This window comes from Acinetobacter portensis, from assembly GCF_023158935.1.
In the GTDB taxonomy this organism is placed as follows: domain Bacteria; phylum Pseudomonadota; class Gammaproteobacteria; order Pseudomonadales; family Moraxellaceae; genus Acinetobacter; species Acinetobacter faecalis.
This window is the reverse complement of record NZ_CP096121.1, coordinates 202114-227598: the sequence shown is the minus strand read 5'-3', so window position 1 is coordinate 227598 and position 25485 is coordinate 202114. Positions and strand designations below refer to the sequence as shown.

Genomic DNA, 25485 nt, shown 5'->3' with positions numbered 1-25485 from the left:
GGCAATAAATACACTAGACGCGGTAGAAGACGTTACTCGTTGTAAATCTTGAAAAATTGAAAGGTAAACTTATGAAAAATACTCAAAATGAAAAACCAGCGATTGAAGAACGTTATATTGTTCTAGGTATTGATGATGGACATGGCGGTACAAAGCTTTATGCTGGTCTAGATCAAGATGGAAATGAAATCAAACTGACTATTCCTAGTATTGCTTATTCAGGAAAAGTCCTCACTGGCGAAGAGGATTCTACTGACTATTATGTGGTTAAAGTAAATGAAAACTTTTATACAGTTGGTAAGAAGATCAATAGTAGTGTTCCTCTGGATACCAGAACAGACGAATACCCGACATCTGAATATAACAAGGCACTAATACACCAGGCAATTAAGGCCTATATTGACCATATCGGAACATATGATGGTAGAGCGTTTGCAATCGCTACTTCACTTCCTGTTAGTCGCTATTACACACCTGAAAAAACCAAAAACATGCCACTTATTGATATGAAAACTAATTTTCTACTCAATGGTGATGTTTGCTTCAACTTAAAAGATCATAAAGCTGGTAAACCGCTTAATATCATTAAAAGACATATTGTTAAATGTGAAGCTCAAACAGCTTATTTTAATGAGATTATTGATGTACACGGAAACGGTTCAGAAGATAGTGATCTTTTAATAAGTTCTGAATGTGCTGTAATCGATATTGGCGGTAAAACCACTGATATTGTAGTCACATTAGATGGAGGAAACATGCTTGATGGCCATCGTTCTACATCACGTAACCTTGGTATTCTTACCATCTATGAACGAATCACTAGCTTAATTCTTGAATCTGGCTATAAAACAGTTAACGCTAACTGGCTAGATTTCGCACTAAAATCTGGAACTTATGGTATAGGATCTCAAGCCAAAGATATTACAGGTTTAATTCAGCAAGCTAAAAACGAATTCATGATCGAATTAAATAACTTTATCTCTAAACAGATCGGTGGAGGCGATGATTTAGCATTAGTATTATTTTGTGGAGGCGGTGCAGCTTTTCTTGAAAAAGAGATTAAAGAAAAGTACGACTTACCGAACGTAAGAATCGCTGAATCACCAGAGTACGCCAATGCTAAAGGTTTATATAAGTTAGCTAAATACATGTATAAAATGTACGCAGAAATCAAATGACAGATTCAAACTACATACAACTATCCTATCAATTAATTCACTTAACAAGAGAAGATCTTGATGTGATTAGTAATGTTAATAGAAATCTACCAGGTCTAGACTTAAACGCTTTTAGTTTAAGTCTGCTGTATTTAGGATTTATCTTTTGTACTGACAAGCAGAAGATTTTTCTAAATGCGCCAGTGCAAAATGAAATAGACGAGACGTTTGCACAGCCTGTACGAATGAAAATAGATAAAAATGCAAATCAAAAACTATTTAATTCAATTAAAAAACATCCTCAAGGAAAGCTTCGTAGAAATTACATAACTGCTGTTTTACATGCTGGTATAGCGGTTCTAATTGAGCTTTCATACCTTTATAAGTTGTATGAAGTTAATGAGGATATGGCAAGCCTATATTCTGTCAATTCTTTCCTATTAAGGTTTGGCTTAAGTACTTGTGTTGAAACATACACCAAGTTTAATACTGCTTACTATGTGTACGATATTGAATATCTTGAAAAAAAGTATCTTGATCATATATCCATACAAATACCAGAAAGTAGTAAGGAGCAAATTGAACAATCACCTAAAAAGCCCGTAACTAATTCTATCAAGAGCAAGGAGGTTCCTGTTCAAAAAGCAGTTAAGATAAAGGAAGCTAAACATACTGAACATAAAAACATTCAGGACCACTCCCCTACCGTTGAAACATCTCAAAATACCGAAACGTCCGAAATTAACAATGCTAAACCAAGTCAAAAAGAGGTGGTCCCACTTGTTTGAACAACTAAAAGCGTATTTATAAGTGATATTCCGCTCTAGTTAAGCCACCTTGTTTTGTTGGGGTAGCTGATCATAGTAAAACTCATTTGGTGTCATTTTGTCTAGACTCGAATGAGGTCGTTTCAAATTATAAAACTCAAAATATGCACTTAATTGCTTTTTCGCATCTGTGACACTGCTATAAGCTTTGAGATACACCTCTTCATATTTAACGCTCCGCCATAATCGTTCAACCATCACATTATCTACCCATCGACCTTTACCATCCATACTGATTTGAATGCCATTTGATTTCAATACATCAATAAATGCATCACTGGTAAACTGGCTGCCTTGGTCTGTATTAAATATTTCAGGTCGACCATATTTTTCAATCGCTTCATTTAAAGCCGAAATACAAAAATCCACCTCCATACTAATCGATACCCTATGCGCAAGTACCTTGCGGCTATGCCAATCAATCACAGCACATAAATAAACAAAGCCTTTTGCCATAGGGATATACGTTATATCCGTAGACCACACTTGATTACTGCGCTGAATAGCCAACCCTTTGAGCAGATATGGATATTTACGGTGAGCTTGATTAGCCTGGCTTAAATTTGGTTTGCAATATAACGCCTGAATACCCATTTTCTTCATTAAAGTACGTGTATGACGTCGTCCTATATGATGTCCTTGACGATTCAACAAATCACGCATCATACGACTGCCTGCAAAAGGATATTGCATATGTAATTCATCAATACATCGCATCAGCTTCAGATCTGATGCACTCACAGGTTTTGGGCGATAGTAATAACAACCACGGGAGACTTTCAGCAGCTTAGCTTGCTTAGATACTGAAATCTGAAGTGAGTCGTCGATTAACTTTTGTGGTTGAAGCGGCCCAGTTTCTTCAACACACCTTCTAAAAAATCAATTTCTAATGCCTGCTCACCGATTTTTGCATGTAGTTTTTTTAGATCGATGGGTGGTTCTGTTGGAGCTTTTGATTGATCGAAAGCTTGCGAGGAAGCTGAGATCAATTGATTTTTCCAGTCAATAATTTGGTTTTGATGAACATCAAACTCAGCACTCAATTCAGCAAGTGTTTTTTCTGCTTTAATCGCAGCAAGTGCTACCTTAGCTTTAAAATCATTTGAATGATTTCTTCTTGGTCTACGTGCCATAAAATACTCCATATATTGATGTTTATAACATCATTTGAGGAGCAGAATATCACTTATAGGAGTTGTTCAAATTTACGGATCCATCTCTAAACGTATCTGAATCAAAACCAGTAACCAATCCAAGTAGTTCGGATTGGCTTAACCAGACTTTTAATCCAGATCTATTATAAAAAAAACCGGCAATGCCAGTTTTTTTCATTCAAAGTTTTGAAACTTCAATCATTCAAGCTCTTAAAAAACTCTTCAATTTTTCTAGCTTTCTCTTCTGTAATATCTGCATCCAAGGCTACTCGCAACTTAAGTACACTCTTACCTTTGGTACCACATTCAGAACTCATAGAACCAAATTTAACGCCCTTATCTGTCTTAAAATCGAATTTAATCTTACTCGGTTGTTCTTCAGTAGTAGCTTCTTCAGTTTTTTCAGGCTTAGTCGCCTTATTTGCTTTTTCTTCTTCACTCAAAATAGCTATAAATCCTTTATGACGCTTGCCCGTGGATTTAAATTCTTCAACGTATTTATCCCATTCTGGTCTTAACAAGTCGAAAATTGCTTTTTCAGTTTTAGTTTCTAAAGCTTTATTTATTGCGGTATTCACTTCTTGAGCAATATATCCAGAAATTAGCTCAGGATCTTCGTTCAAAGAGTCCAAAATGAACTCAGGTAAGTCTAGAATATATTTGAGACGGAAATACTTCGACTTATCAATCGCAAATTTTTCAGTAACAAATTCATAACTTTCAAAAGGATAACCAAACTCTTCACATAATTGCTTGATTTTTAATATGCTTTCAAAATCTGAAAGATTTTGTCTAGCAGTATTATCCAATAAAGCTGTTATAGCAGCTTTATCATCATTCATAGATGTTTTAACTAAAGCAGTAATTCTCTTGAGCTTTAAAATCTCTTTAATTGCTCTAAAACGTCTCTCACCAGCAATTAACTCGTAACGATTACCCTTCTGTCGAACTGTAATCGGGTTAATTTGTCCATTAGTTTCTATATCAGCAGCCAAAATTGGCAACTTCTCATATACACGTTTATTCATGATACGTGGTTGATAAGGTGATGGATCAATTAAATCAATGTCGATTGATTCTAAATGAGATCCGCTAACAATATTTTTTGTTTCTCGCTTAGCTAGTGGGTTAAGACTCCCCTCTTCTATGGTTGGAGTCGCTGTATTTTCTTTTACATCAGTAACTTGAGCATCACTCCCTGTTGCATTAGCAACAGATGTTTTTTTCATGCTTTTTACTTTATCTTTAAAGTTCATATCAGCACCTTATAATTTTTTGTATTCAGAAACCATTAGATCTACAAGTTGATTAATTGCTTGTTTTGCTGGTGTTTCTTTTCCAGCATCCAGATCAAATACGGAACACTTAACATATGATGCTTGACTAAAAACCGTAGCATTTGGAATACAGATTAATTCCTTATTTACCAGTTTTTCTTGCAATTTTGGTTGAGCATATTCATTGCGAATATCTTCAGCCAAGGTAAGATCCACTGTATTACGCTTGTTATAAAAGTTTAGTACTGGCGATAGAATTTTTAAATCTGGATTGCTTGTCTCTAAGTCATCCATAGAGTTAAGTATATCTTCCAAACCCTGAATACTGTATTCACCCTGTAATGGAATTAATAAACTGTTTGATGCTAACAAAGCATTAAAAGTTAGAGTTTCCATTCGCGGTGGACAATCTAACAAAATAAAGTCGAAATCCCCTTTTATCTTTCTTAATACACTTCTAATAATTTCATTAGGAACTGGACTAGAACGCTGAATATTGATTTCAACATCACGAATGTTATTAGCACAAGCAATCAAAGACACATTTTCAAAGTTGGTTTTATCTGGACCTTGTATAACATCGTGAATGTTAATTGTTTTATAGTTTTCAAAAATATCTTTTAGAGTGCCATCTATATCGTTAATATCTGGAACATTTGAAATATGTTTTGTTGCATTACGTTGGCTATCTAAGTCGATTACTAAAACCGTATAACCTAATTTTCCAAGCTTAGCAGCACAATTCACCGTAGATGTTGTTTTGCCCACACCACCTTTAAAGTGGATGCTTGTACAAATATAAGTTTTTCCTGAGTTCTTTTCCATTTTTCAATCACCTTTCAAGTAAAGTCAAACAATACAATATTTGAAAAATATTTAAAATACTTTTTCACTTTATTTTTAATATATTTCAACTTTTTCAATCTATATGCCTAACATGTGTCCATATCTTATGTGTTTTTCATTATCAGACTGATAACAGCTTTAGATTCCTTGGCGTGGATTTTTTCATTATCAGACTGATAACAGCTTTAGATCCCTTGGCGTGGTTTTTTACATTATCAGACTGATAACAGCTTTAGATTTTTAATCGTGGATTTTATCATTATCAGACTGACAACAGCTTTCGATTTTTAATCGTGGATTTTTTCATTATCAGACTGATAACAGCTTTAGATCCCTTGGCGTGGATTTTTTCATTATCAGACTGATAACAGCTTTAGATCCCTTGGCGTGGTTTTTTTCATTATCAGACTGATAACAGCTTTAGATTCCTTGGCGTGGTTTTTTTCATTATCAGACTGATAACAGCTTTAGATCCCTTGGCGTGGATTTTTTCATTATCAGACTGATAACAGCTTTAGATCCCTTGGCGTGGATTTTTTCATTATCAGACTGATAACAGCTTTAGATCCCTTGGCGTGGTTTTTTTCATTATCAGACTGATAACAGCTTTAGATTCCTTGGCGTGGTTTTTTTCATTATCAGACTGATAACAGCTTTAGATCCCTTGGCGTGGTTTTTTTCATTATCAGACTGATAACAGCTTTAGATTCCTTGGCATGGTTTTTTTCATTATCAGACTGATAACAGCTTTAGATCCCTTGGCGTGGTTTTTTCATTATCAGGCTGATAACGGTTTTTCGATTCTAAATCGTTGATTTATTCATTATCAGACTGATAAAAATGGAGTTGCCAAGAAGAGGGGAGGGCTTACTACTACTTACAGTTAAATAAATGAGTAGACGTTGTGAAATGCACAACTGAAAATGATCTATATTAGCTGAGTAGGGGAGTGCCCTATTCAATAAAAAGACTACCAACAATATTTATAGAGAAATTTATTATATAGGCGGTTAATCCACTTAAATGTCTAGTAGGGGAGGGCTTCTTATTCATTCTTTTTAGTATTTGACCAAGAATACTGGCTTAGTGTTGAGATTGACCTGATTTAAGCTTTAAAAGGTATTAAATGCCACTTTAGTCAAGAGCTTAAAACCAGACTTAAAATCCTTAAAAGGTTTAAGGGGAATTAGATTAAAACCAATATTAACTATATAATACCCAACAATACACATATTAATAGGCTATAAAATGGCAGATCCAAAAGATAAGCTTGTACATGAGAATCATATTTATATATTTACTGTTGTTATGGTTTTAGTGGCTTTTTTGGCTGTATGGTTTGCTTATAAACCTCAAATTGTAGGGTTTTTAGTATACACAAAAGGCATTTTAATTATTCCTCTATGGTGGATACATAGCATATTCAAAGCTATCGGGCTTAACTACGTGCCTTTACTAAGTGAGTTGGTGTATTCAACAGAACACCTATGTAAACCAACAAACAATTGGCTTCCATTATTTTGTCAAAATAAGTTTAGCGAAGTCACTATTTTTCAAATTTCAAAAGCCAGTCAAGCATGGAATTTATTAATATTTTTGCTGGCAACACCTTGGATAAAGAAAGCTTATGACCGCTTCAACAGCGAGCATCCAGCACGGGGCTTTATCAAAAGCATGAACCTAGAAGAGTTCATAGAGGAACAAATTCCAAACCAAAGACACTTACAGGTTTTTGGTCCATTAGACTTGTCAAAATATGATACGAACAATGGTCATTTTAAAGCGCTAGATTCAACTTATGAGTTTGCAAATAGGCATGAGTTAATTACAGGAACTAAAGAGCGCCTTGTGAACATTACAATCAACGGAGTAACGAAAGAATATAATGATAAAAGTGAAACAGTACCTATCATAGATGAAGAGAAGTTTTTAAATGTCTTACGTGAACAACTAGGGGATCTTTGGATAACCCTTGATAATTCAAAAGAAACATCACCCGATGAATTATCGTATTTATCCGATGTTGATACAATTTTGCTAGCTTTGTATTTACCAGTAGCATGTGCAACCGATGAATCTATGGATGATGAAGAGTTCCGTAAAATCAAAAAAGATTCAACAACATTAATTAATTACTATTGGGATATTTGCACAAAAAATATACCTAACAACCCATTGTTTGCAATTGAAAATCAGTATGTTGAGGGCGATCGTAAGCTTGTAGGGTTTAATTTTGATTTCCTTAGAAAAAGAATTCACAAATACATTAAACATCCCGTTGCTACTAAGATTTTTAAAAACCATGCATATGTAAGAACTATTTTGTGTGAGGTTGTATTAACAGCAAGACAACTAGGTGTAATGCCACCAACAGATATACGCTGGTTAAAACTATACAATCGAACTGCATACGCATTCATACAGAATATTGGTAGACCGTCTTTGTTTAGTGAGGGTTTAGGTCCAATCTCGCATTATCTAATTGAGGTGAAATTAGGGAAGCCATTAGAAGAGCCAGACTTTAACATTGGCCTTGTTGGTTTTGAATACGAATTATTGAGTTTTGCCATGACTGAAGCTAGACAAAAAGCTGCTGAAGATGTGAACAGTATTATTCGAGTAGTAGAGTTTACGGACAAGGAATTAAACAACGGATCTTATAACTCTAAAAACAATGATAAAGATGATTTTAAGTATAGTGACGATCATGTTTTTGATATGGTGAGCGTAGAAATACCACAGGATGAAATACAAAAAAACAAGCAAAAAGGGTTTTAGTCTTAAACTTATAAGTTATAATTGACCGGTATTAAAACACCGGTCTTTTTTATTTAACTATTTTTTTAAAACCATATTTTAACTATACTGCTAAAACATGGCTTAAAAGGTAATACTCTAAAATGCTTTTAAATAATTTCACTAAAATAGTAGCAAGTTGCGCTATTAGTATTATTACAATCTCTACTTACGCTGCACCATCTCAGGACCTTACTTCTAAGATGCAAAAAATGGGCAAAGTAAAAGAAGTTAAACCCTTTAGTGGAGGTTTAACTTCTTGGATTCTTGAGGCACCTAATGGGAAAAATGCGGTGTTTTTTACAACATCCGATGAAAAAGTCATCTTACATGGTACAGCTTGGGATTCTGCTACTAAAAAAAATATATCTGAGCCTCTTAAATTAACTGCAAAAAAAATGAATACACCAGCACGACAACCAACAGCTTCCGTTGGGAATTTGGCCAGTGCATACAATCATCCAGTCTTTAAAGCTGTAAAAACGCTTTCAGGGTTTAAAGAGGGGAAAGCGAATGATAACAACACTGTTTACATCATTTACGATCCACGCTGTAAATATTGTCACGAAACATTCAACCTTTCTCGCTCATACGTTAAAAGCGGTGCAACTATTAAATGGATTCCAGCTTTAGTTCTAAACCAAAGTGAAAACGGAAAACAATTAGCAGCTGGAATTCTTCGTAAACCATCTGAAGATACTATTAATAAAACCTTTAATGGAACAGATGAAGAAATTAACTCAATTAAAGTGATTCCTACACCACAGGAACTTGCTGAGTTGGATAAACACTTAGGCGCTCTTCAATCTATCTTCTTCTATCACGAAGATATTGTTGCAATGCCAAAAGAAGATCGTGAACAGCGAGAAGCAATTCGTAGCGCTGGACAAAAGCCACAGCCACTAACTGCTGGTGTACCAGTTGCTATCTTTGTAAATAAAAAGACTGGAAAAGTTGAAGCTCGTAGAGGAACTTCAGAAACAGCCACTCTTGACTATATTTTCAAATAAGAGGGAATTGAGATGAACAAAACTCAATTGAAAGCTTTCCAATCGATTGTCGGAAACTTTTCACCTTATTTCTCTAAGATAAACAATGAGTCTATGTTTTTAGATTCTGACCTTTCTGGAGATACGGATAGAAATCGCCAGGTGAGCATCTTCAATATAGATGCAAAGGCCACGGATCTACTATTAACGATCAAAGGATTTGATCAGGTCGAGAATAATTTGTTTAGAGGACAAGTTTTCTTAAAGTCTGACGAAAACACAGAAATTCTTATAAGTGAGCCATGCTATTACTTAAACAAAAGCAAGGTTCGTTTCAGTACATATGAACTTCAGAGCTACATAAAGGAAGTTTGGCATCAAGCTCTAAATGAATATAAGGCTGATGTTACAGACAGCCCTATACGTTCTAATGAAGAAAAATACAGCTTATCTTTAGCAGATAGATTCTCTAGTTTTAAAACGTCTTGGCCAGCTATGGGCATTGTAGCTGCAGTAGTTGTTTTTGCTGGAGGCGGTTACTTTTTAGGTTCAGGTACTAATGAGAAAAATGCATCTTCAGAAACAAGTTCGCAACAACTAAGCACATCTGATAACCCTGAACTTGACGGTAAAGCCTTGGCTCTTAAAAACATGGGGTTAGATCCTAACTCAATGGCTTTTGATAACTCATGCTTTCAAGAAAAATAAGGTGAAATATCTATGAGAGCTAGACGAATAGAAAACCTTGAAGCATTACAGCTAAAGGCCTCAGAAATAGCACAAATAACCGTTAAAGAGTTGGAAGCACGACACTATTTAGTTTGGTGGTTGAGCTCATATGACCGAAACATGAAACGTGGCTATAACAATGAAACCATTTGCTTAAGCACCTATCAGGTGAATGAGTTTTGTTTTTCATATGCAATCACAAGCGAAGTTGAAAAGTTTTATTTACTAATACAACCCGAAAATTGGTTTTTAAATGATTTAACTTTCGAGTCTGCTTCTATAGATGAAAAAGGCTTAGTTTTAAATTTAGCTGAAGTAAATGATCAGTTATTCAAGCTGTATATATCGCGAATGCAAATCAGATTTAATCTTGATGAAATTCATGCTGAACGTTTAACACACGCAAAGAAATATGCAAAAGAACTGGTCTTTATTCAATACAACCCACAGAAAAATCAGGTCATGAATGTAGGTGTTTCTATCAATTTAGAAAACAACACAATCACTCGAAAATCATCAAATCAAACGGCAAAAAATAAGCGCTTGAAAGGGGCATTCTAATGAAGAAATCAAACTATTTTAAGGTAATTGGTGCAATAGCAGTTTCAACAGTTGTTTCACTTGCTTATGCTGGCTTTACTGAAATTAATAGTTCTGGAGACATTGTATCTAAAGACAGTGCAAATGCTTTACGCACCAGTTTTTCAACACCAAATCAAAATATACCAGCGCCATTACGCACATATTCACTATGGGATAAGATCTCAGAGACAACCAAATATAATGGCACAGTACAACCAAAGCCAACACCTGTTGCAATTGAGAGTACATCTTCTCAAGCACAAAATATTCAAAGCAAGAGCAATATTAATGTGGCTAACATAGAGAGCCAACAGGAAATCAAAAGATTACAGGCAGCACTAAAAGAGAAAGAAACTGAGAATAACAAGCTCAAATATTCAAACCTTGAGATGCAAGTGCAAGTAGTTGAACTAAAAAGCGATATAAACGAACTGAAGCAACAAGTTAACTTTTTAGCAAGCCAGATGCAAATTGTTGAAAGCGATGTGCTTGTAATGAAAAACAAAAAACCAAGTTCTTTTTTAGCACGAAATTAAGCAATGGTTGTGAAGAAAATTACTCAAAAACCTACCAGTGAACAGCAACGAGCAATTGATAAAGCAACACGACTAAAAACCAGTTTTAAATTGATTGCTTTTGCTGGTACTGGTAAGACTACGACATTGATCCATTGTAGTAGTGCTTTGCAACAACTAGGTAAGCTTGGACTATATCTATCATTTAATAAAAAGATGGCAGATGAAGCTAATCAAAAATTCGCTGAATATGGGCTGAATTCAGTCACATGTTCTACATTCCATTCTCTAGCTTACAGAAATATACCTGGTTGGCTGAAAAATAAGATTAACAAACCTACGTTACTTCCTAAAGATATTGTTCAAAAGTTTAAGCTTGAAAACATTCGATTTCAGTACAACGGGAAAAACCGACAACTCACCGATCTAACATTAGCGCTGATTATCCTTAATACATTACGTTATTTTTGTATGACAGTGGATCAGACTGTTACCAATGATCATGCTTACATAGCTTTAAAAGAACAAACATCAATTAAGCGCAATGACGTTCTTGAAGATAAAATCACTTCAATTGCGAAAATGATCTGGAATGATGTAGTTGATCCAAACGGTGATTATGGTATTACACACGATTACTATCTCAAGTGGTGGGTACTGCAAAAACCACAACTTGATTTTGATTACGTGATGGTAGATGAAAGCCAAGATAGTGACCAATTAATACTAGACGTACTCAAACGTCAAAAAGCAAAAGTTATTTTTGTTGGAGATCCATACCAAAGCATATATGGCTTTAGGGGTGCGAAAGATATTTTACAGAACCTAGATCTTGAAGCATTGTACTTAGAACAGTCGTTTCGGTTTGGTAATGCAGTTGCAGATATAGCTAATCTACTTCTCAATAAACTTTTTGGTGAAACCAGACAGTTAAAAGGTTTACCAAGTAAAACGTCAAAAGTTACCACTTTCAGTACATCAAGTTATGCACCATCTTCATTGAACGCGATTATTTGTAGAACAAATGCTACGGCTTTTGAATACTTTTTTAAGTTTCATGGCTACCTTAATGGCGAAAAGAAAATACGTCTTGAGGTTGATGGAAAGCGCAGTAAAGATATTTTCAGTGGGATTTTTCAACTGAGAGCAAATAAACGGCCAACGTGTAAAGAGCTTCAAAACTTTTCTTCCTACCAAGAGCTTGTGGACCATATACAAGTGTTTGGAGAAGTGGAGGGGGCAACTACAGAATTAAAAACCTTTCTGAATCTAACAAACCAATACTCATGGCAAGTGATTGAGTGGGCGTTAGAAAATAGTATGGCTGATGATGAAACTGACCCAAAAAACACTTTGGTCATTAGCACATCACACAAGAGTAAAGGTTTAGAGTGGGATAATGTCCTAATCGCAAAAGGCTTTAACTATAAAATTCTCGATAAAAAGCTAATGATTTCTGCAGATGAAAAACGGCTGTTGTATGTGACCGTAACACGAGCCAAAAACATATTATTTACAGATGGCATTAATGATTTATTGGAACACTTAAATTCAAAAAATACGGAGATTTCAAATGCCTAATCAAGTTGAAGTTCTGCAAAATAGAGTGTTTCAGGCATGTCACAATGCTAGTTATATTCGCGGAGAGTTTCATCACGAACCGTATATCATGGAGCTTGTTAAGAAAAAGGGCTCACAGGTCGCAGATATAATCACACCACTTCTTGAAATGTTTCATCTAATTGAAAAGGAAACAAAGTCAATCTTTAGTTTCACGGAAGATTTTAATTTCAAGCAACGCCATTTTGAACCAGGTGTTTATCTCAAAACTAAAGAGATATTAAATGGTGTAGAAACGTTCGATGGCCTGGCTATCGTTGATATTCCTTCAGGATCTTTTAGAAGCATTGTCATAGATTCAGGCGGTGGAATTGCTTCAAGTAAACATACAATTGAGCAGTTTAAGGAATTAAAGGGGAGATATTTAATTCCATTTTATTTTGATGGAATATATGTGCACCCTCACTGTTATACATATTTTTTCATCGAAAATGATATTAAGAGGGTGATGCCCCTTGAGGCTTATGATTCAAGCAAAGTAGGAAATGAGCAAAACATGGGCTTGCATTGGGTAGAAGAAGCAATTGAATACGGTAATCTTCACTTTGGGTTTGAAGTTGAAACACCAGATACCGAAACAATTATAGAAAAAGTCTAAAACCAAACGACAAAAAAGGGCATCTTATAGATGCCCTTTTTATGTTTTGAAATTAATAAGAAAGGTCGATTGCCACTTGTGCTAAAGATGTAAAAGCAGAGGATTCACACATAAAAGATTGACGAATAAAAAACGATGGATTGTATGAGCTCACCATAGTTTGACTATCACAGTTTTGGCTAAATTTAATATGTTGTGTATTGATTGCTTGCCAAGCTGCAGCATTCTTTTGACTTTCCGCACGAACGTCTTTGATGAAACGTGTTAATGATTGGTTGTATGGTGTATTGCACTTAAGTTCTGGTGAACCGTACTCAGAATCACGCGCTTCATTATAATTAAACACGCATTTTTGATACTCAGCTTGTACCTTGTTATAAGCTTGAATAGCTTCAGCTTTGGTCTTATAACCAGCGTTGGCAGATGACGTAATAATGGTAGCAGCACATAACAAAGCTAAACTTAAAAACTTTTTCATAACCTGATCCTTTATTACTTCATTAATGCCGGAATAAACATTGCCCAACCTAATTTATTGGTCGCTTTACATTGCATGCTTAGTGTTTTGTACTTTGCAGTCTGGCCAGCGTATAACTGATCGCAGTTAGCAAGTAACTGAGTAAAGTTTCGATTGTGATCAGCTAGAACACGCGGAGCTTCTTCATTATTAATATATTTAGAAGCAAGGCTACCAAGCTGACTTGCGCGGTTATAAACATTTGTATAGCAATTTAGGTGTTTTGCATCAAATGGATCGTTAGAAACCGCAGCACATTTAACGTTTACTAAGCGCAGTTTTTCAAGTTCAGCACGAATAGAGTCTGAGCTAGTATTAGCACTAGCATTAAAAGATGCACATGCTAAAAGGCTAAAACCCAATAAAGACAAAAATCTGTTTTTCATAATATTTCCTTTAATTGCTCTATTAAGGGTATTCAGAATAGTAAGGGCATAAACGCATAACAATACCTTCAAATGTAACGGCTTCAGCTAAAGTCACAACACCATCTCGAGGGTTTCTATCGAGGTTTCTGTTCGCATTATATTCACGACTAGGGCTTTTATATGGTCCACCTAAAACTAGAGCATAAAACCCAGCTATTGTTTTATTATTATAGTCGCTTTTACGTTGTCGTGCTTTTACTGCAAGATATAAATCTAATAATTCGACTTGTTGTTGAGCACTCAGTGTAGTGATTTGCTTAGGGTTTGATTTAATTGAAGCTGGTATTCCTCTCGCTGTTAAATCTGAAGCATTAATATCTGTTATACCAATTTTAGTCCATTGACTTAAACCATATGCACCAGCGTTGTTGTCAATTTTAAGATTAAAACCGGCAGATTCAAAACCAAGAATAGCTGCAACGTCATTAGGGTTATAACCATGTTTTAAAGAAACACGTTTAATACCATCTTTAACCGCACCAAAAGCACCTGGTATACCCCAACCACATTTACGATCTGGAGTACCTTGTCCACCTTTTAAGATTTGTGCATCTGAATAAACTTGCCCGTTTCCACCTTCCTCAAAAAGCTGTTTCATTTCAACTACTGCTACTTCAGGAATAACAGTTGGTTGTTCAGCTTTCGTATAAAGTTCATCTACACGGCCAGAATAGCGTTGAGTTTCTGACGCTGTATAAGCTGCCAAAAGAGCCTCTAAGCGTTCATTTTGTTTATGGATCTCTTTAGTCAAATAGTTTTGTGCATTGATAATGTTTAGCTTTTCAATCAAAAGCCCCATCATCGACATAGTTGCTAATTCATTAAACCATTTAGAGTTGCCATAACGTCCAGTACCAATGTTTTCAATTAATTCTGCTGGCGTAGAATTAAGTGCACCAATATCAAAACCCACATCATCAGCCGTACCACCAAAAATAGTTCTAGGCGGTGCATATTGAGCAACATCATTTGCATAAATGGTACCGCTTGCAGCTGCTTCAGGTGAGATAGTACCGTCAGCAATCATTTGAGCGACTTGCACTTGTGCAGATCCATAAGCATCCATCGAAACATCGCCACTAAATGCAAGTGCTGGAAGCTTTTTGCCTTGTTTTACTGCAATGCCATCTACCGATGAAGAAACGGGGAGGGTGATTCCTGTTGATGATGAATATAAGGCATTCCATTGAGTCCTAATGGTGTTACCCAAGTACGGTGTGTATTTGTTTTCTAATGCTTGTCCTTGTGGCGAGACACTAATCACAACGTCTTGAGGTAAATATGGCGTAGGATCTGTTAACTTATATTCAGAACTACCCACATATGGCGCAGATCCTTTAACGCGTTGCTGAAGTGCAATGGATGGATTTTTAAAAACTTGATCTAAGTTTTTATTCAGCCAAACATCTAGCCCACGTTTTGCCTTTACACCATATTCAATGTGCAAATGCACGGCACATGAACCACAGCCTTTATTTGACATGTGTGCGATGTTTTGACCAGCTTGAATACGTTGACCAGGGTAAGCGTTATATTTTTTTTGATACGATGGATCAGTATGGCGATACATGATTCGATCGCCAGTATCCATCTGCATAATTAGTGGGTTAGTGGTTGATTGGTTGCTTGCACCAGATGAACGTGTGTCATAAGAGACAATAGAACCTGAACCAATTGCTTTAAGTGTAAGGTCATTAGGATTCGCACGACTAATATCAATACCGTTATGACTACCAGCAGCGCCCCCTCGCAAACGAAATTCACCAAAACGACCAGCACTACGGCGCCCATCATTCGGCATGATCGAATATTTATGGAAAATCATTTTTTGAGCGTTGTTAGGAACTTTTGCCGTATTAGCATTTGTAGCGGTTACGTTTTCAGAAATAGGATCGGCGTTAGCGGTATAAATAAAAGCCGAACAAGTCACTAAAATTGCGACTTTAATGCCACAGCTCAAGGGCTTTAATTGAAATGAGGGTTTAAATTTCATAAGTGAATCGCCAGGCTTAAAGGAAGTTCTTAAAATAAATTAACTTCTTATTAAATGTCCCTAATAGCTAAGTGGACGGATTAAGTATATACGATTAAATACTTATTTTATACTTTAAAAAAAGTTTTTAGGTTTTGTTTTAAGATAGTATATACATATAGCGTTAATCTTATTGATAGGTTTAAGAATAAGGTTACATGGTTTTAATATTTTAATTTAATAAAAGTAGTGAGGTATCTAAATATGTTAAATCACGCACACGTTTTAAGCGCTACTTTCGACCAAGCGATTGACCGTGCTTCAATGGGATTAGACTTTTTAATCCAAAACAAAGTACACATGAAGAATGAAAATGCCTTGTTAGCTCACATTGAAATGCTAGAAAACAGAATCAAAGGTATTACAAATCAGTACAACGAATTGGTTACTGAAGCGAACGCACACATTGATGACGTTACAAGCAAGCACAATGAGCTGGCGAACAAGTACAACAATGTTTGCGCCCAAATGAAAGCAAAAGACATCGAGCTTAATAACAAGCAAATTGAGTTAGAAGAAGAGCGTATCAACAACTTTGACTTACTTGTGCAAAACCGTTCATATAACAATTTGAACCGTGCTTACAGTCATGCAGTTGGTCAGCTAGAGAAAGATCAACAGCAACTTGTTAATATCGGCGTTCGTAGATTTATTTTTAACTCTACAAACAAAAACAACATTCAGAAAATCAACTTTTAATTATGAATATTTTGATAAAAAAAATGGTGCTTATAAAGCACCATTTTTTATTGTCTAGATTTTAAGGTTTACCTTTAAACTTAGACAGAGTTGAACTTAAACCTGAACGCACACGATTAGTCATAGTGCTACGGCCAGAAATATTAGATTTCTTGGTTGCACTAGAACTAGCACCAAAACGTGCATTAGGAGTCGAACCAGTACCATACGTATAGCCAGTACCACTTGCAACATTCACACTACCGAAAGTAGAACCAGTCTTAGATGCTGATGCTTTAGCTACACCACGATTAAACGTAGAAGCTGTTTTTCCGTAAGCATTTGCACCATATAGACCACCACCAGTAGTAGGCGTATTATTTGTACCACTTACACTTGTAGCACCCATACCGAATGTAGATTGACCTTGGCTTGGGGTAGGTGATGTTGGTTTAGCACCAAGACCAGTTCTACCACCCGTACCACCAGTGACACCACTTGGAGTAATACCACCTGTACCACCAGTTGCAGCGCCAAAAGAAGCGGATCTAGCTGGCATGTTTACAGGGCTATATGCAGTCGTACTACCAGTACCGCCTAATGTATTACCACCTGTACCACCATTGCCACCACCACCACCTTTCGGATTATTTGGACCACCCTTACCACCATCAGGACGTCTACCAGGCGGTAAAGGACGGCGAGATGCTGGAGATGGACCAGACAACGTACTTGCAGCGCCACCAAACTTTTGAATAGCTTCTTTTGAGTTTGTTTCACCCCACTGACCGCCATTCAATCCAGAACCAATCCATTGTTGTACTTGGTCAGCAACACTAAATACCAACCCGTAAATCAGGTAGATCGCTGAAGTCATCAAGAATAGATATAAGAAGAACTTCCAGATAAACGTAATCAGCTCAGTAAAGATAACTGTAAACGTATTAGATGAATAAGCGATGCTCATTGCACCTTGGTAGCTAAAGAACATATCAGTAAGCGTAACAAGAGCTGGCCCGATAATAATTTCAGCCATCCAGAAACCAACAATGATAAATATTGGTCGCATGAACAACGTTAATACCGTGACATAACCTTGTGTTTGGCTACCGACAAAAGTACGCTCAGGGATCATGTGCATTAGCGCCCATAAAGGCAAACCACACACAGCGTATAGGATATGGATGATCCAACCTACACAAGCTAGACCAAAGAAGATCATTGGCATATATGGAATAACAACCGCCATCCACACACCAAGAATCGTCAAATACGTTACTAACTGACCAAGGATAGGAGCAAAGATATTTTCAACGGCATATTCTAAAGCGTTGGTGCCTTCTTCAGTTACGCCCTTAAGCCCTGGTACCCATTGAACAAGAGCAGAACCAGAACGAGCAGTAAGCACGACTAATTTCATGCCGACAACAGTACCTTGAGCCACAGCTTTATAGACTAAGATTGCTTCACCAGTATCTTGAATATTACGGATAACATTCGTATTGCGGTGCAATGTAGTAGGGCTGATATTTGAGCTTGACGAATTATTATTTAATAATTCCGCATCGCCTTTTTCACCGACCAATACACCCATTACCAATGATTTAGTAATGTTTGTTGCCCAAGCAGAACCATATGCCGAAAACTTTTGATCGATGTTGGATACTTTGTTTGAGTCACCACCATCGGTAGACATTGATATTAAGTTGGTAGAGTCGGCAATATCGCCGTTTGCCACCCAATTATTGTTGGATGTAATGCTACCAACAGCATTATCCATTGCAACATAAACGGTGTTATAAATTGCTTCACCTTTTGAGTTGCTCATGATTGCTGAATTCAGTGTAGGAGGGCTGAACGTCCACAAAGGTTCAGTAATATACTTCTCAACAATAGCGCGATATTGACCTACTTTAATACGAGCTTCAGGCGTCATCATCCAACCGCGCTGATTTAGCGTATTAACAACAGTTTGAACCGCAGTATAGCCATTTTCAGAAGTCAGAACATTATTCGTTACGGTATGACTCTTATTCACATAATTATCAACTAGCGCATTGAAAGCATCCATAGCAGCTTTACTAATCGGGAATGTTCCTTCCTGTTCAGTGGCATTAGGGCTTACTTGATATGCGATATACCACTTTTCTAAATCGATAAAGAATTGACGATATAGATTGTTCTTTTCTTGTTGTAACTTAGCTTGAACATTTGCCAAAGCAACGTTGATCTTGTTTTGATCTGATTGGCGAAGTTTATAAACAGGAATGTCCATTAACTCAGCATTAACCGCAGCTGGATTAACAACGTTCATTGAAGCACCGCCACAGATCGGCTCTTTTTTGCCCCCAACTTCTAAACGGCTGTCAGCGTAAGCGAAGTTATAAGTAACAGATGTCCAGTTACTTGCAGTTTTAGCGGTTTTATCAATGTAGTTTTGCTTTTTCTCTACTGCAGTCATGCTAACACCAGGATTAGCATTCGCCCCATAAGCACCATCACTAAAATAGCGCCCGAATGCTGGCGGTAGAGTATAAAACTCTTGGTTTAGAACGTTAATACAATGCAACTGGCGAAGCATAACAGGCGCATTTTTCCTAAATCCAAAGATGTCACGCTGATGATCGTGCGTATCTGACAAACTAGCCGAAGCCATTAAGGATTCGCCTAACGTTCTATTATTAATTGTATTGGATACATTATTTGACCATAGCACCATACCTAGCACGACTACTTGAATGAAACAGTAGCCGGACGCCGTAGGTAAAAGTAAAATAATCGAATATAATATTCGGGAAAACATCGTAGTGACTTTTGAATCTTTCCCGAAAGCTTCACCGTCCTGGGCGCTTTTCAAAAGTGCTGTTAAACCAATACCGATCGCAAAAACCAAAACCAACGACATTGCCACACTAGCTACACCGCCTAATAATATATTAGTGAGTAAACCTGATGATGGTACTGTCGAGGCTGGTCCAGACGCATTGATAAACGCATTGATGAAGTCGTGTCCAAAGATAGATGAGAGAAGAGTAACGGCTTGGTCGCCATCACAATTCGGATTTGTCGATTGACAAAATAAACTCATAGCTAACTCACCGTTTTTCTTAATGCTTCTTATACATCGCTTACTTAAGACGACTAAAAGCAAAGTGTTATAAATTACAAGTTAGACGTTTAACTAAAAGGCTTAATACCTTTTAACCAAAGAATCATTAAAACCATTTTATTACAAATAACAATGGTTTTTAAATTAGCAATAATGTACCACAAAACTGTTATTGGTATATACAGAAAGTTTAAACATGACTTGCTAATTGTTTTAAAGATTTAGTTTAAATACAAGAGACTATTATGGATAAAGCAAAGTTTACATCTCACTTAATTTTACTGTCGGAAATTAAGAAATCTGTATCTAAAGATATGGGGAAAGATATAACTGTTTTAGAGTTATCCTACATACTCAACCAAAGCATAAATCCTTTAATGGCAATAACTTATAAAGAAAAACTAGATAAAATAAATACTTTTGAATTAGATCCTATTGAAGTTCTCAAAAAACGGAAGAACCTAAAAATATTAAAAGTATTAAACCTCATGCTTACGTTAAATCTAGACAAAACCATTAAAAAAGACGATATAGAAAGTTACAACGAGTATAAAGACAAGTTTTTAGAGAACATCGCAACAATAGGTTTAGACAGATTAGAGCAAGAAGCGTTAAAGGTACAAATTGAAAATTTATTGAAGTATAATTGGGTATCTTAATACATCTCTTAATTTTAAGATTCTGACTTTAATAAAGGGTTTAAGCCAAATGGAAAACATACAGAACGAAGAAGATATACTTCAAGACGCGACCAGAGCCGTTTTTAATTGTGGCACTAGTTTTAGTGAAGCTAAAGTAGTTTCCCTTACTGACGAGTTTAACCCACAACCTACACTACAAACACAACGAACCAACCTAAAATATATCTACGACAATAAACTACCGAATGAAATTGGACGTCAATTAGCGCAAGAACCAGAATACCAAGAAGAAACACGTTCATTACTTGTTGGTCACTTTAAAGAAATGGCTCTAGAAGATTTAATTGAGCAGCAAGATTACCAAAACCGCTACAAACAAACAGATCCAGAATTGGACCAAGACAATGAATCTGAAAACAATATGGATAATGAATACACATCACGCCCACCAGAGCCTAGACCTTGGTAAGCCTAACCATTAAAAAGAAAATGCCCGAATGATGGGCATTTTTTATATCTACGTAATATCTAGCTTCAAAAGTTCAGATGGATCTATGCGCTGACGGAATGAACATGCGAGTTCTTTTACAATTTGATTTTGATATTGTTTGCGGTCGAATGTGTCAAAAGCTGAAACCTCAATTTCAGGATCAGTGATTGCATTTAGAAGATCCTTGGTTGCATTGAGTGATGCTGTAGGACAAACATAGATAAGGTTAAGCACTGAAGTACGAAGCAAAATATCTAATAAGTGATATTTGGGCGGTTCCAGTTCCTTATCTACATTAGAAAAGTAGTTCACAAGATAAATGTCATTTGATAAATGCAGATTGATATTGTCAATGAGATCTTTGGTAACACCGTCAAGAATGCCATTCACCTTCAACAAAAGTTCAGTGTTTTCTATGTCTTTAATTTTTTGCGTATCGACACGTTCATTAAATAAGTTGTTTAGATTTCTCAAAAACTTTGGTTGTGGCGCCGTAGTTTCAAAATACATCTGATTTTTAATACGGTTCTTCATGTAAGTTTGGATCATCTTAGCTTCAGAAGAAAGAAACTCAATCTTAAACGTGTCGTATGACACTAGATCAATAAATACTTGCTGGCCAGCACCCGACTTAATATCAAACCAGTTCATAAAAATACTGGCTTTGAGTGATTTCAATTGTTTAAGAATAGCCGTCTTCTCAAAATCATTCATATTGAAGTAGCTACTTGAAAAAGTATCGAGATAAAACTTCCATTTATCTTGCACTATATTCCACGCTTGATTAATAGAAATGATTGGAGCATCTATAATTTCATCTTTGATGAATTTTGACAGCTCATATAATTCATTTAAACGTGCTTGGTAGTTGAAGTCTTGAGTAATAACATTCTTTTCTGATGTTGTGGACTCAGAATCCTCAAGATCCGCACCAACCAATAAATAAGCATCGGTTACTTTTGGTGTTTCCTTATTTGACGGTGCTGGTACTGGAGCACTAGAAAGTTCAGTGGAAAAAGTTTCATCATCTTCCGCTGGCGTATACGGCGGTGTAGTCTCTTCATTAGGAGAACGTGCGTCTGTACGTTCAGCAAAAAAGTAAAACAATTCTTCTTGCGGTGCAACTTTAAACGGCGTCACATTATTATTGATGATTGCTTTTACAATATGGTTTGCCAGTTTAAGCGTGTAGGATAGGGCATGTATATAAAGCTCTAATGTTGCAAAGTTACTGGTATCAACTTCATTAGCACCAAACCAAGATAGGTTACGCAGTTCAAGCCAGCTCGTGAAAGAAGCGTGAGAGCTATTAAAACTTAGATCTACGGTCTTGGACAAATAGATAAAAACGCAAAACAAAAACCTATTTTTGTACTCATACTTAAATACATCAGAATCGGTCCAGATCTTATTCTCAATGAGAGCAAGAATGTAATTTAAAAGCTCATGGTGTTTAATCGAATCGATTAAGTTGTCTGGTAATACTTTTAGTTTATTAAGGTGTGGTTTTACAGGTGCATCATTGGATGGTTTAAGGAAGTGGTAGAACAAGTTAAATGTTTGCGTATCATCTATATCAATTACAGGTTCATAATCATCTTCATCTACGTTATTTAGATCCTGTTGAATATCGACTATTTGCCCGGTGTGACCTTCTGAACGGTCAATCTGGCAGATACTAAAAAGAACAGGCAAAACCCCGACAATATTACGGTTGTCAATTGTTTGATAGTGGGTATCAAAAAATATCGTATCAGCTAAAAACGTACCTTTATGATAGTTGAGAAAGAAGAATAGTACGTTATTTAAAGAACGGTGATTTTCACCAGAAGAGGTGTTAGAAGTAGCGTTAAAGTCATCGAAAAAAACTAAATTTGTATCCATCTAAAAATACTTTAAACCACACCCTTAAACTATTACTAATAAGCATATAAGTTTTAAGAGAGGGTTTAAAGTTAATTTTAAATATATTTAATGGAGTTTAAGACATGGGGCTTTGTAAGCGCTCTACATTTGATGAAAGGTCAGAAACATCTTGCTCTAAAGTCATTGCCTGGTCTATCGCACGTTTCATTAAATATTCTTGATTAATTTCTTTAGGCTCTTTACGAGTAGCATTCTTTTGTTCTTCTTCTAATTTGAAACGTTCAAAAGCGAAAATAGAACGAATAATACATAAGCTATCTTCAAGTAGGTCTGAATGCACTTTAGGAAAAATTAGATCAGGATCTAAATCAGATGCGACTTGGTTAAACAGCATAAATTGATCGCGATGTTCGATAAGAAATTCATCATATGTACCGAACTCAGATTCGATCATATCTGGACAATTTGCGAGAGTAGAGACTTTCGTATCTTGTGATAACAGAATTGAATCACCTGATGGCGCAACTAAAGCATGAATAGGTTGTTCTGCAATAGGAGCCAACAACACTACAGTAAATGGGCGTGTTTGGTTTTTCATGGTTAGTCCTAATTAATATAAAAAAAGCTTTGGCCAAAAAGTCTATTTTGAAATTTTGGTAGGTTAATGGAATCGAATAGAAGGTCCGTCTCTTTAGTACACTTCTGATTAATTAGATAAATGATATTTTGAAGAAGTGCAATTAATTTAAATGGACTGTTGTATTCATTGAATATGGGTGCAGCAATGCAAAGAGTCTTTTTTCTATCGGTTGATAATGCCCATGGGTTCACCAGGGTAAAGCTCACCTTGGCATTATTATGTTCAATTGGTCGTGCATAAATATCAAGAACATCGGATAAAGTAGATACCTTTAATTCTTTTGAAATGTCAGTAAGAATCTCACTGACTTGAAGCGCTGTTTTATCATGAATATCGCTTATAGTGATGCAAACACCACTATTACTATTCATTAAATTTGCATAAAGAACTTCAATAACCATGGACTCGTCTTTGGATAAATCCTTTAAATTGGCATTGACTAAATCTATGATCCGATCTGATTTTTGTTCAAGTTTAATTTGAAGCAAAAGCGGTTCATTCTTTTTTGAAACAGGGAGTACTTTATAATCGCTAAGATTGTAATTTAACCGCTTCATTTCAGTAATCAGTGTTTCTTTGGCATTATCAAAAAGCTTCTGATCTCTCTTGGTTAAACCAATAACAAAATTTGTAGACATGAGTATATTCATGATCCACAAAGCAGTAGATAAGGATAAAACACTATCCTTAACAACTTCTGAATCTGAATCAGAAAACCCAGATATTTGCTTGATTTTGTCGGTTATCGAAATCATGTGAACCCTTGTTTAATTCGGCATTTTCATCTGAAACTTTGTCAAAAAGATTAGTTTGATTAAGTACGTCTTGGATATTTTTTTGTGGATCATCACTGAGTAAACATTGGAATAGGGCGCTAATTAAAGTAGCAAGTGATGTTCCATAGTCATTGGTACACTTGATTAACTGGCCAGCATCTAAGCAAATTGGTGTTTCATCATCATAAAGCAAGTGTAATTCTGGTGATTCAGCATAAACCAACTTTACATGAGTATCCGTGATGATTAACTCAACTTCTAAGTACTCATTATTTTCAACAAAATATTTAAAGCGCAACATCAATGCATCATCGCCACGTTCTATATATACAATTTGTCGATCGGTCGTATTGGTATGGCTGACGAATCTATTCTCTTTTGTGATCTGATCAATGTAGTTCAAAAAGATGGTTTTGAGTGACGCACTTAAAATACCTTTGGCAGCGAGTTCACTTTTCAAGTAAGGCAGAAAGTTTTCAAGATTTTCATGCAATGGTTTTTGCATTCGATCATCTCCAATGGGATTAATAAAAGGGCATACACATCAAATGTACAGCGACTCAGTTATGACTATTTCGTTACAACAGTTACTTAAAAGACTGCAGACTGTTTGACTTATAAAACTGATACTTTCGCCACACTTTTAATTCAGAAATATCTAACTTGTTTCTAAATCAATATGGCTTTATTTGATTATAAAGCCACATTGAAAGTTTAAATATTTAAAAATTATTTTTAGTATATACCTAAATCTAAGATTTAAAATGGATCTAACTTTTAACTGGCAAACTTTGTTGCTTTGGTTAAAAGGGTTAAGTCTTCATGGAATTGATTTTTTAAAAACCCATAGTTAAAAACGTAACTAATAAAGGTGAAAAACTCTAATTGGTTCGGTATTTTGTCTTCAAGAATACTGACCTCTAATTGCAATGTTCCTGTTGCACGTTTCTTAGAATGAAACTTAAGACCATCAAATGTTTGACCGTAATAAGTTGATATTTCCAAGAAAACTAAACGGAAAAAATAAGGGAAGATTTGAGAAACAACACGCTCAGGATCATCAATTTGAGTTAAACGTCTACCGTTGTGATATTTAAACTTAATACCATCAGCCATACTTTTTTCTACCAACAGGCGAATATAGGCATGACTACGAGTAATCATGCTTTTAAGTGGCGTTTTTGCTTCATGAATATTTTCGTATTGCATTTAGTTATC

Annotated in this window: 24 protein-coding genes; 12 read left to right on the top strand and 12 right to left on the bottom strand. The window is 35.8% G+C overall.

The window, feature by feature from the left end; genetic code table 11:
- The first annotated feature begins 71 nt into the window (after positions 1–71).
- Both MZO21_RS13815 and MZO21_RS13810 read left to right on the top strand, forming a co-directional pair.
- Positions 72–1178, top strand: a complete 1107-nt coding sequence (locus MZO21_RS13815; protein WP_024160787.1) for a ParM/StbA family protein — start codon at positions 72–74, stop codon at positions 1176–1178.
- Entirely contained in the window at positions 1175–1945 is a 771-nt protein-coding gene (locus MZO21_RS13810; RefSeq protein ID WP_248103174.1) for a hypothetical protein, read from the top strand. Before MZO21_RS13815 ends, MZO21_RS13810 begins: the two co-directional genes overlap by 4 nt.
- A gap of 39 nt (positions 1946–1984) precedes the next feature.
- On the opposite strand, the gene MZO21_RS13805 is transcribed toward MZO21_RS13810, so the two are convergent.
- From MZO21_RS13805 to MZO21_RS13795, 3 genes are all read right to left on the bottom strand, one after another.
- A protein-coding gene (locus MZO21_RS13805) for an IS3-like element ISAba14 family transposase (protein WP_223155595.1) occupies positions 1985–3117 on the bottom strand; the annotation gives its coding sequence in 2 pieces (ribosomal slippage) (positions 1985–2865 and positions 2865–3117; 1134 coding nt in all).
- 215 nt (positions 3118–3332) lie between these two features.
- Positions 3333–4394 carry a ParB/RepB/Spo0J family partition protein gene (locus tag MZO21_RS13800; protein ID WP_024160785.1) on the bottom strand — a complete coding sequence of 354 codons (1062 nt, stop codon included), beginning with the start codon at positions 4392–4394 and terminating at the stop codon, positions 3333–3335.
- Between the two features lie 9 nt (positions 4395–4403).
- Positions 4404–5240, bottom strand: a complete 837-nt coding sequence (locus tag MZO21_RS13795; protein ID WP_005028640.1) for a ParA family protein — start codon at positions 5238–5240, stop codon at positions 4404–4406.
- A 1269-nt stretch (positions 5241–6509) separates the two neighbouring features.
- Between MZO21_RS13795 and MZO21_RS13790 the strand changes: the two genes are divergently transcribed.
- From MZO21_RS13790 to MZO21_RS13760, 7 genes are all read left to right on the top strand, one after another.
- A complete protein-coding gene (locus tag MZO21_RS13790) occupies positions 6510–8039 on the top strand; it encodes a Type IV secretion system protein IcmP/DotM (RefSeq protein WP_024160802.1) in 1530 nt (509 codons plus the stop codon).
- Positions 8040–8161: 122 nt separating this feature from the next.
- Complete coding sequence (locus MZO21_RS13785; RefSeq protein ID WP_005028646.1) at positions 8162–9067, top strand: hypothetical protein; 906 nt, start codon at positions 8162–8164, stop codon at positions 9065–9067.
- Between the two features lie 12 nt (positions 9068–9079).
- Positions 9080–9754, top strand: coding sequence for a hypothetical protein (locus MZO21_RS13780; protein ID WP_005028648.1), 675 nt, complete (start codon positions 9080–9082; stop codon positions 9752–9754).
- 12 nt (positions 9755–9766) lie between these two features.
- Entirely contained in the window at positions 9767–10336 is a 570-nt protein-coding gene (locus MZO21_RS13775) for a hypothetical protein (RefSeq protein ID WP_005028650.1), read from the top strand.
- Positions 10336–10893, top strand: coding sequence for a hypothetical protein (locus MZO21_RS13770; RefSeq protein ID WP_005028652.1), 558 nt, complete (start codon positions 10336–10338; stop codon positions 10891–10893). Before MZO21_RS13775 ends, MZO21_RS13770 begins: the two co-directional genes overlap by 1 nt.
- Before the next feature lie 3 nt (positions 10894–10896).
- On the top strand, positions 10897–12453 hold the full coding sequence (locus tag MZO21_RS13765) for a UvrD-helicase domain-containing protein (protein WP_044100668.1): 1557 nt from the start codon (positions 10897–10899) through the stop codon (positions 12451–12453).
- The gene (locus MZO21_RS13760) at positions 12446–13090 is read left to right on the top strand and encodes a hypothetical protein (protein WP_005028658.1); all 645 of its coding nucleotides are present in this window, start codon (positions 12446–12448) and stop codon (positions 13088–13090) included. The genes MZO21_RS13765 and MZO21_RS13760 overlap by 8 nt, the downstream gene beginning before the upstream one ends.
- 52 nt (positions 13091–13142) lie before the next feature.
- Here MZO21_RS13760 and MZO21_RS13755 read toward each other — a convergent pair whose 3' ends face one another.
- The 3 genes from MZO21_RS13755 to MZO21_RS13745 are packed head-to-tail and all read right to left on the bottom strand — an operon-like array spanning position 13143 to position 16028.
- Positions 13143–13568: a hypothetical protein gene (locus MZO21_RS13755; RefSeq protein WP_005028662.1), complete on the bottom strand. Its 426-nt coding sequence runs from the start codon at positions 13566–13568 to the stop codon at positions 13143–13145.
- A gap of 14 nt (positions 13569–13582) precedes the next feature.
- On the bottom strand, positions 13583–13993 hold the full coding sequence (locus MZO21_RS13750) for a hypothetical protein (RefSeq protein ID WP_005005820.1): 411 nt from the start codon (positions 13991–13993) through the stop codon (positions 13583–13585).
- 22 nt (positions 13994–14015) lie between these two features.
- Positions 14016–16028, bottom strand: coding sequence for a peptidoglycan DD-metalloendopeptidase family protein (locus MZO21_RS13745; RefSeq protein ID WP_005028664.1), 2013 nt, complete (start codon positions 16026–16028; stop codon positions 14016–14018).
- A gap of 243 nt (positions 16029–16271) precedes the next feature.
- On the opposite strand from MZO21_RS13745, the gene MZO21_RS13740 reads away from it, so the two are divergent.
- A complete protein-coding gene (locus MZO21_RS13740) occupies positions 16272–16766 on the top strand; it encodes a hypothetical protein (RefSeq protein ID WP_005028665.1) in 495 nt (164 codons plus the stop codon).
- A gap of 61 nt (positions 16767–16827) precedes the next feature.
- On the opposite strand, the gene MZO21_RS13735 is transcribed toward MZO21_RS13740, so the two are convergent.
- Positions 16828–19833: a DotA/TraY family protein gene (locus MZO21_RS13735; RefSeq protein ID WP_005028667.1), complete on the bottom strand. Its 3006-nt coding sequence runs from the start codon at positions 19831–19833 to the stop codon at positions 16828–16830.
- Between the two features lie 266 nt (positions 19834–20099).
- Here MZO21_RS13735 and MZO21_RS13730 point away from each other — a divergent pair, with 266 nt between their 5' ends.
- Positions 20100–20513, top strand: coding sequence for a hypothetical protein (locus MZO21_RS13730; protein ID WP_005028668.1), 414 nt, complete (start codon positions 20100–20102; stop codon positions 20511–20513).
- Positions 20514–20562: 49 nt separating this feature from the next.
- Positions 20563–20964 (top strand): hypothetical protein, encoded by a 402-nt coding sequence (locus MZO21_RS13725; RefSeq protein WP_005028669.1) that lies wholly within the window; start codon positions 20563–20565, stop codon positions 20962–20964.
- Positions 20965–21012: 48 nt separating this feature from the next.
- Here the strand turns inward: MZO21_RS13725 and MZO21_RS13720 are convergent, their stop codons facing one another.
- The 5 genes from MZO21_RS13720 to MZO21_RS13700 all read right to left on the bottom strand — a co-directional run bounded on the left by MZO21_RS13720 (position 21013) and on the right by MZO21_RS13700 (position 25476).
- Positions 21013–22869 (bottom strand): hypothetical protein, encoded by a 1857-nt coding sequence (locus MZO21_RS13720; RefSeq protein ID WP_005028670.1) that lies wholly within the window; start codon positions 22867–22869, stop codon positions 21013–21015.
- Positions 22870–22966: 97 nt separating this feature from the next.
- The gene (locus MZO21_RS13715) at positions 22967–23449 is read right to left on the bottom strand and encodes a hypothetical protein (RefSeq protein ID WP_005028671.1); all 483 of its coding nucleotides are present in this window, start codon (positions 23447–23449) and stop codon (positions 22967–22969) included.
- A gap of 8 nt (positions 23450–23457) precedes the next feature.
- Positions 23458–24246 (bottom strand): hypothetical protein, encoded by a 789-nt coding sequence (locus tag MZO21_RS13710; protein WP_005028672.1) that lies wholly within the window; start codon positions 24244–24246, stop codon positions 23458–23460.
- A complete protein-coding gene (locus tag MZO21_RS13705) occupies positions 24200–24772 on the bottom strand; it encodes a hypothetical protein (protein ID WP_005028673.1) in 573 nt (190 codons plus the stop codon). Before MZO21_RS13705 ends, MZO21_RS13710 begins: the two co-directional genes overlap by 47 nt.
- Before the next feature lie 272 nt (positions 24773–25044).
- A complete protein-coding gene (locus MZO21_RS13700; protein ID WP_005005806.1) occupies positions 25045–25476 on the bottom strand; it encodes a hypothetical protein in 432 nt (143 codons plus the stop codon).
- Positions 25477–25485 lie beyond the last annotated feature (9 nt).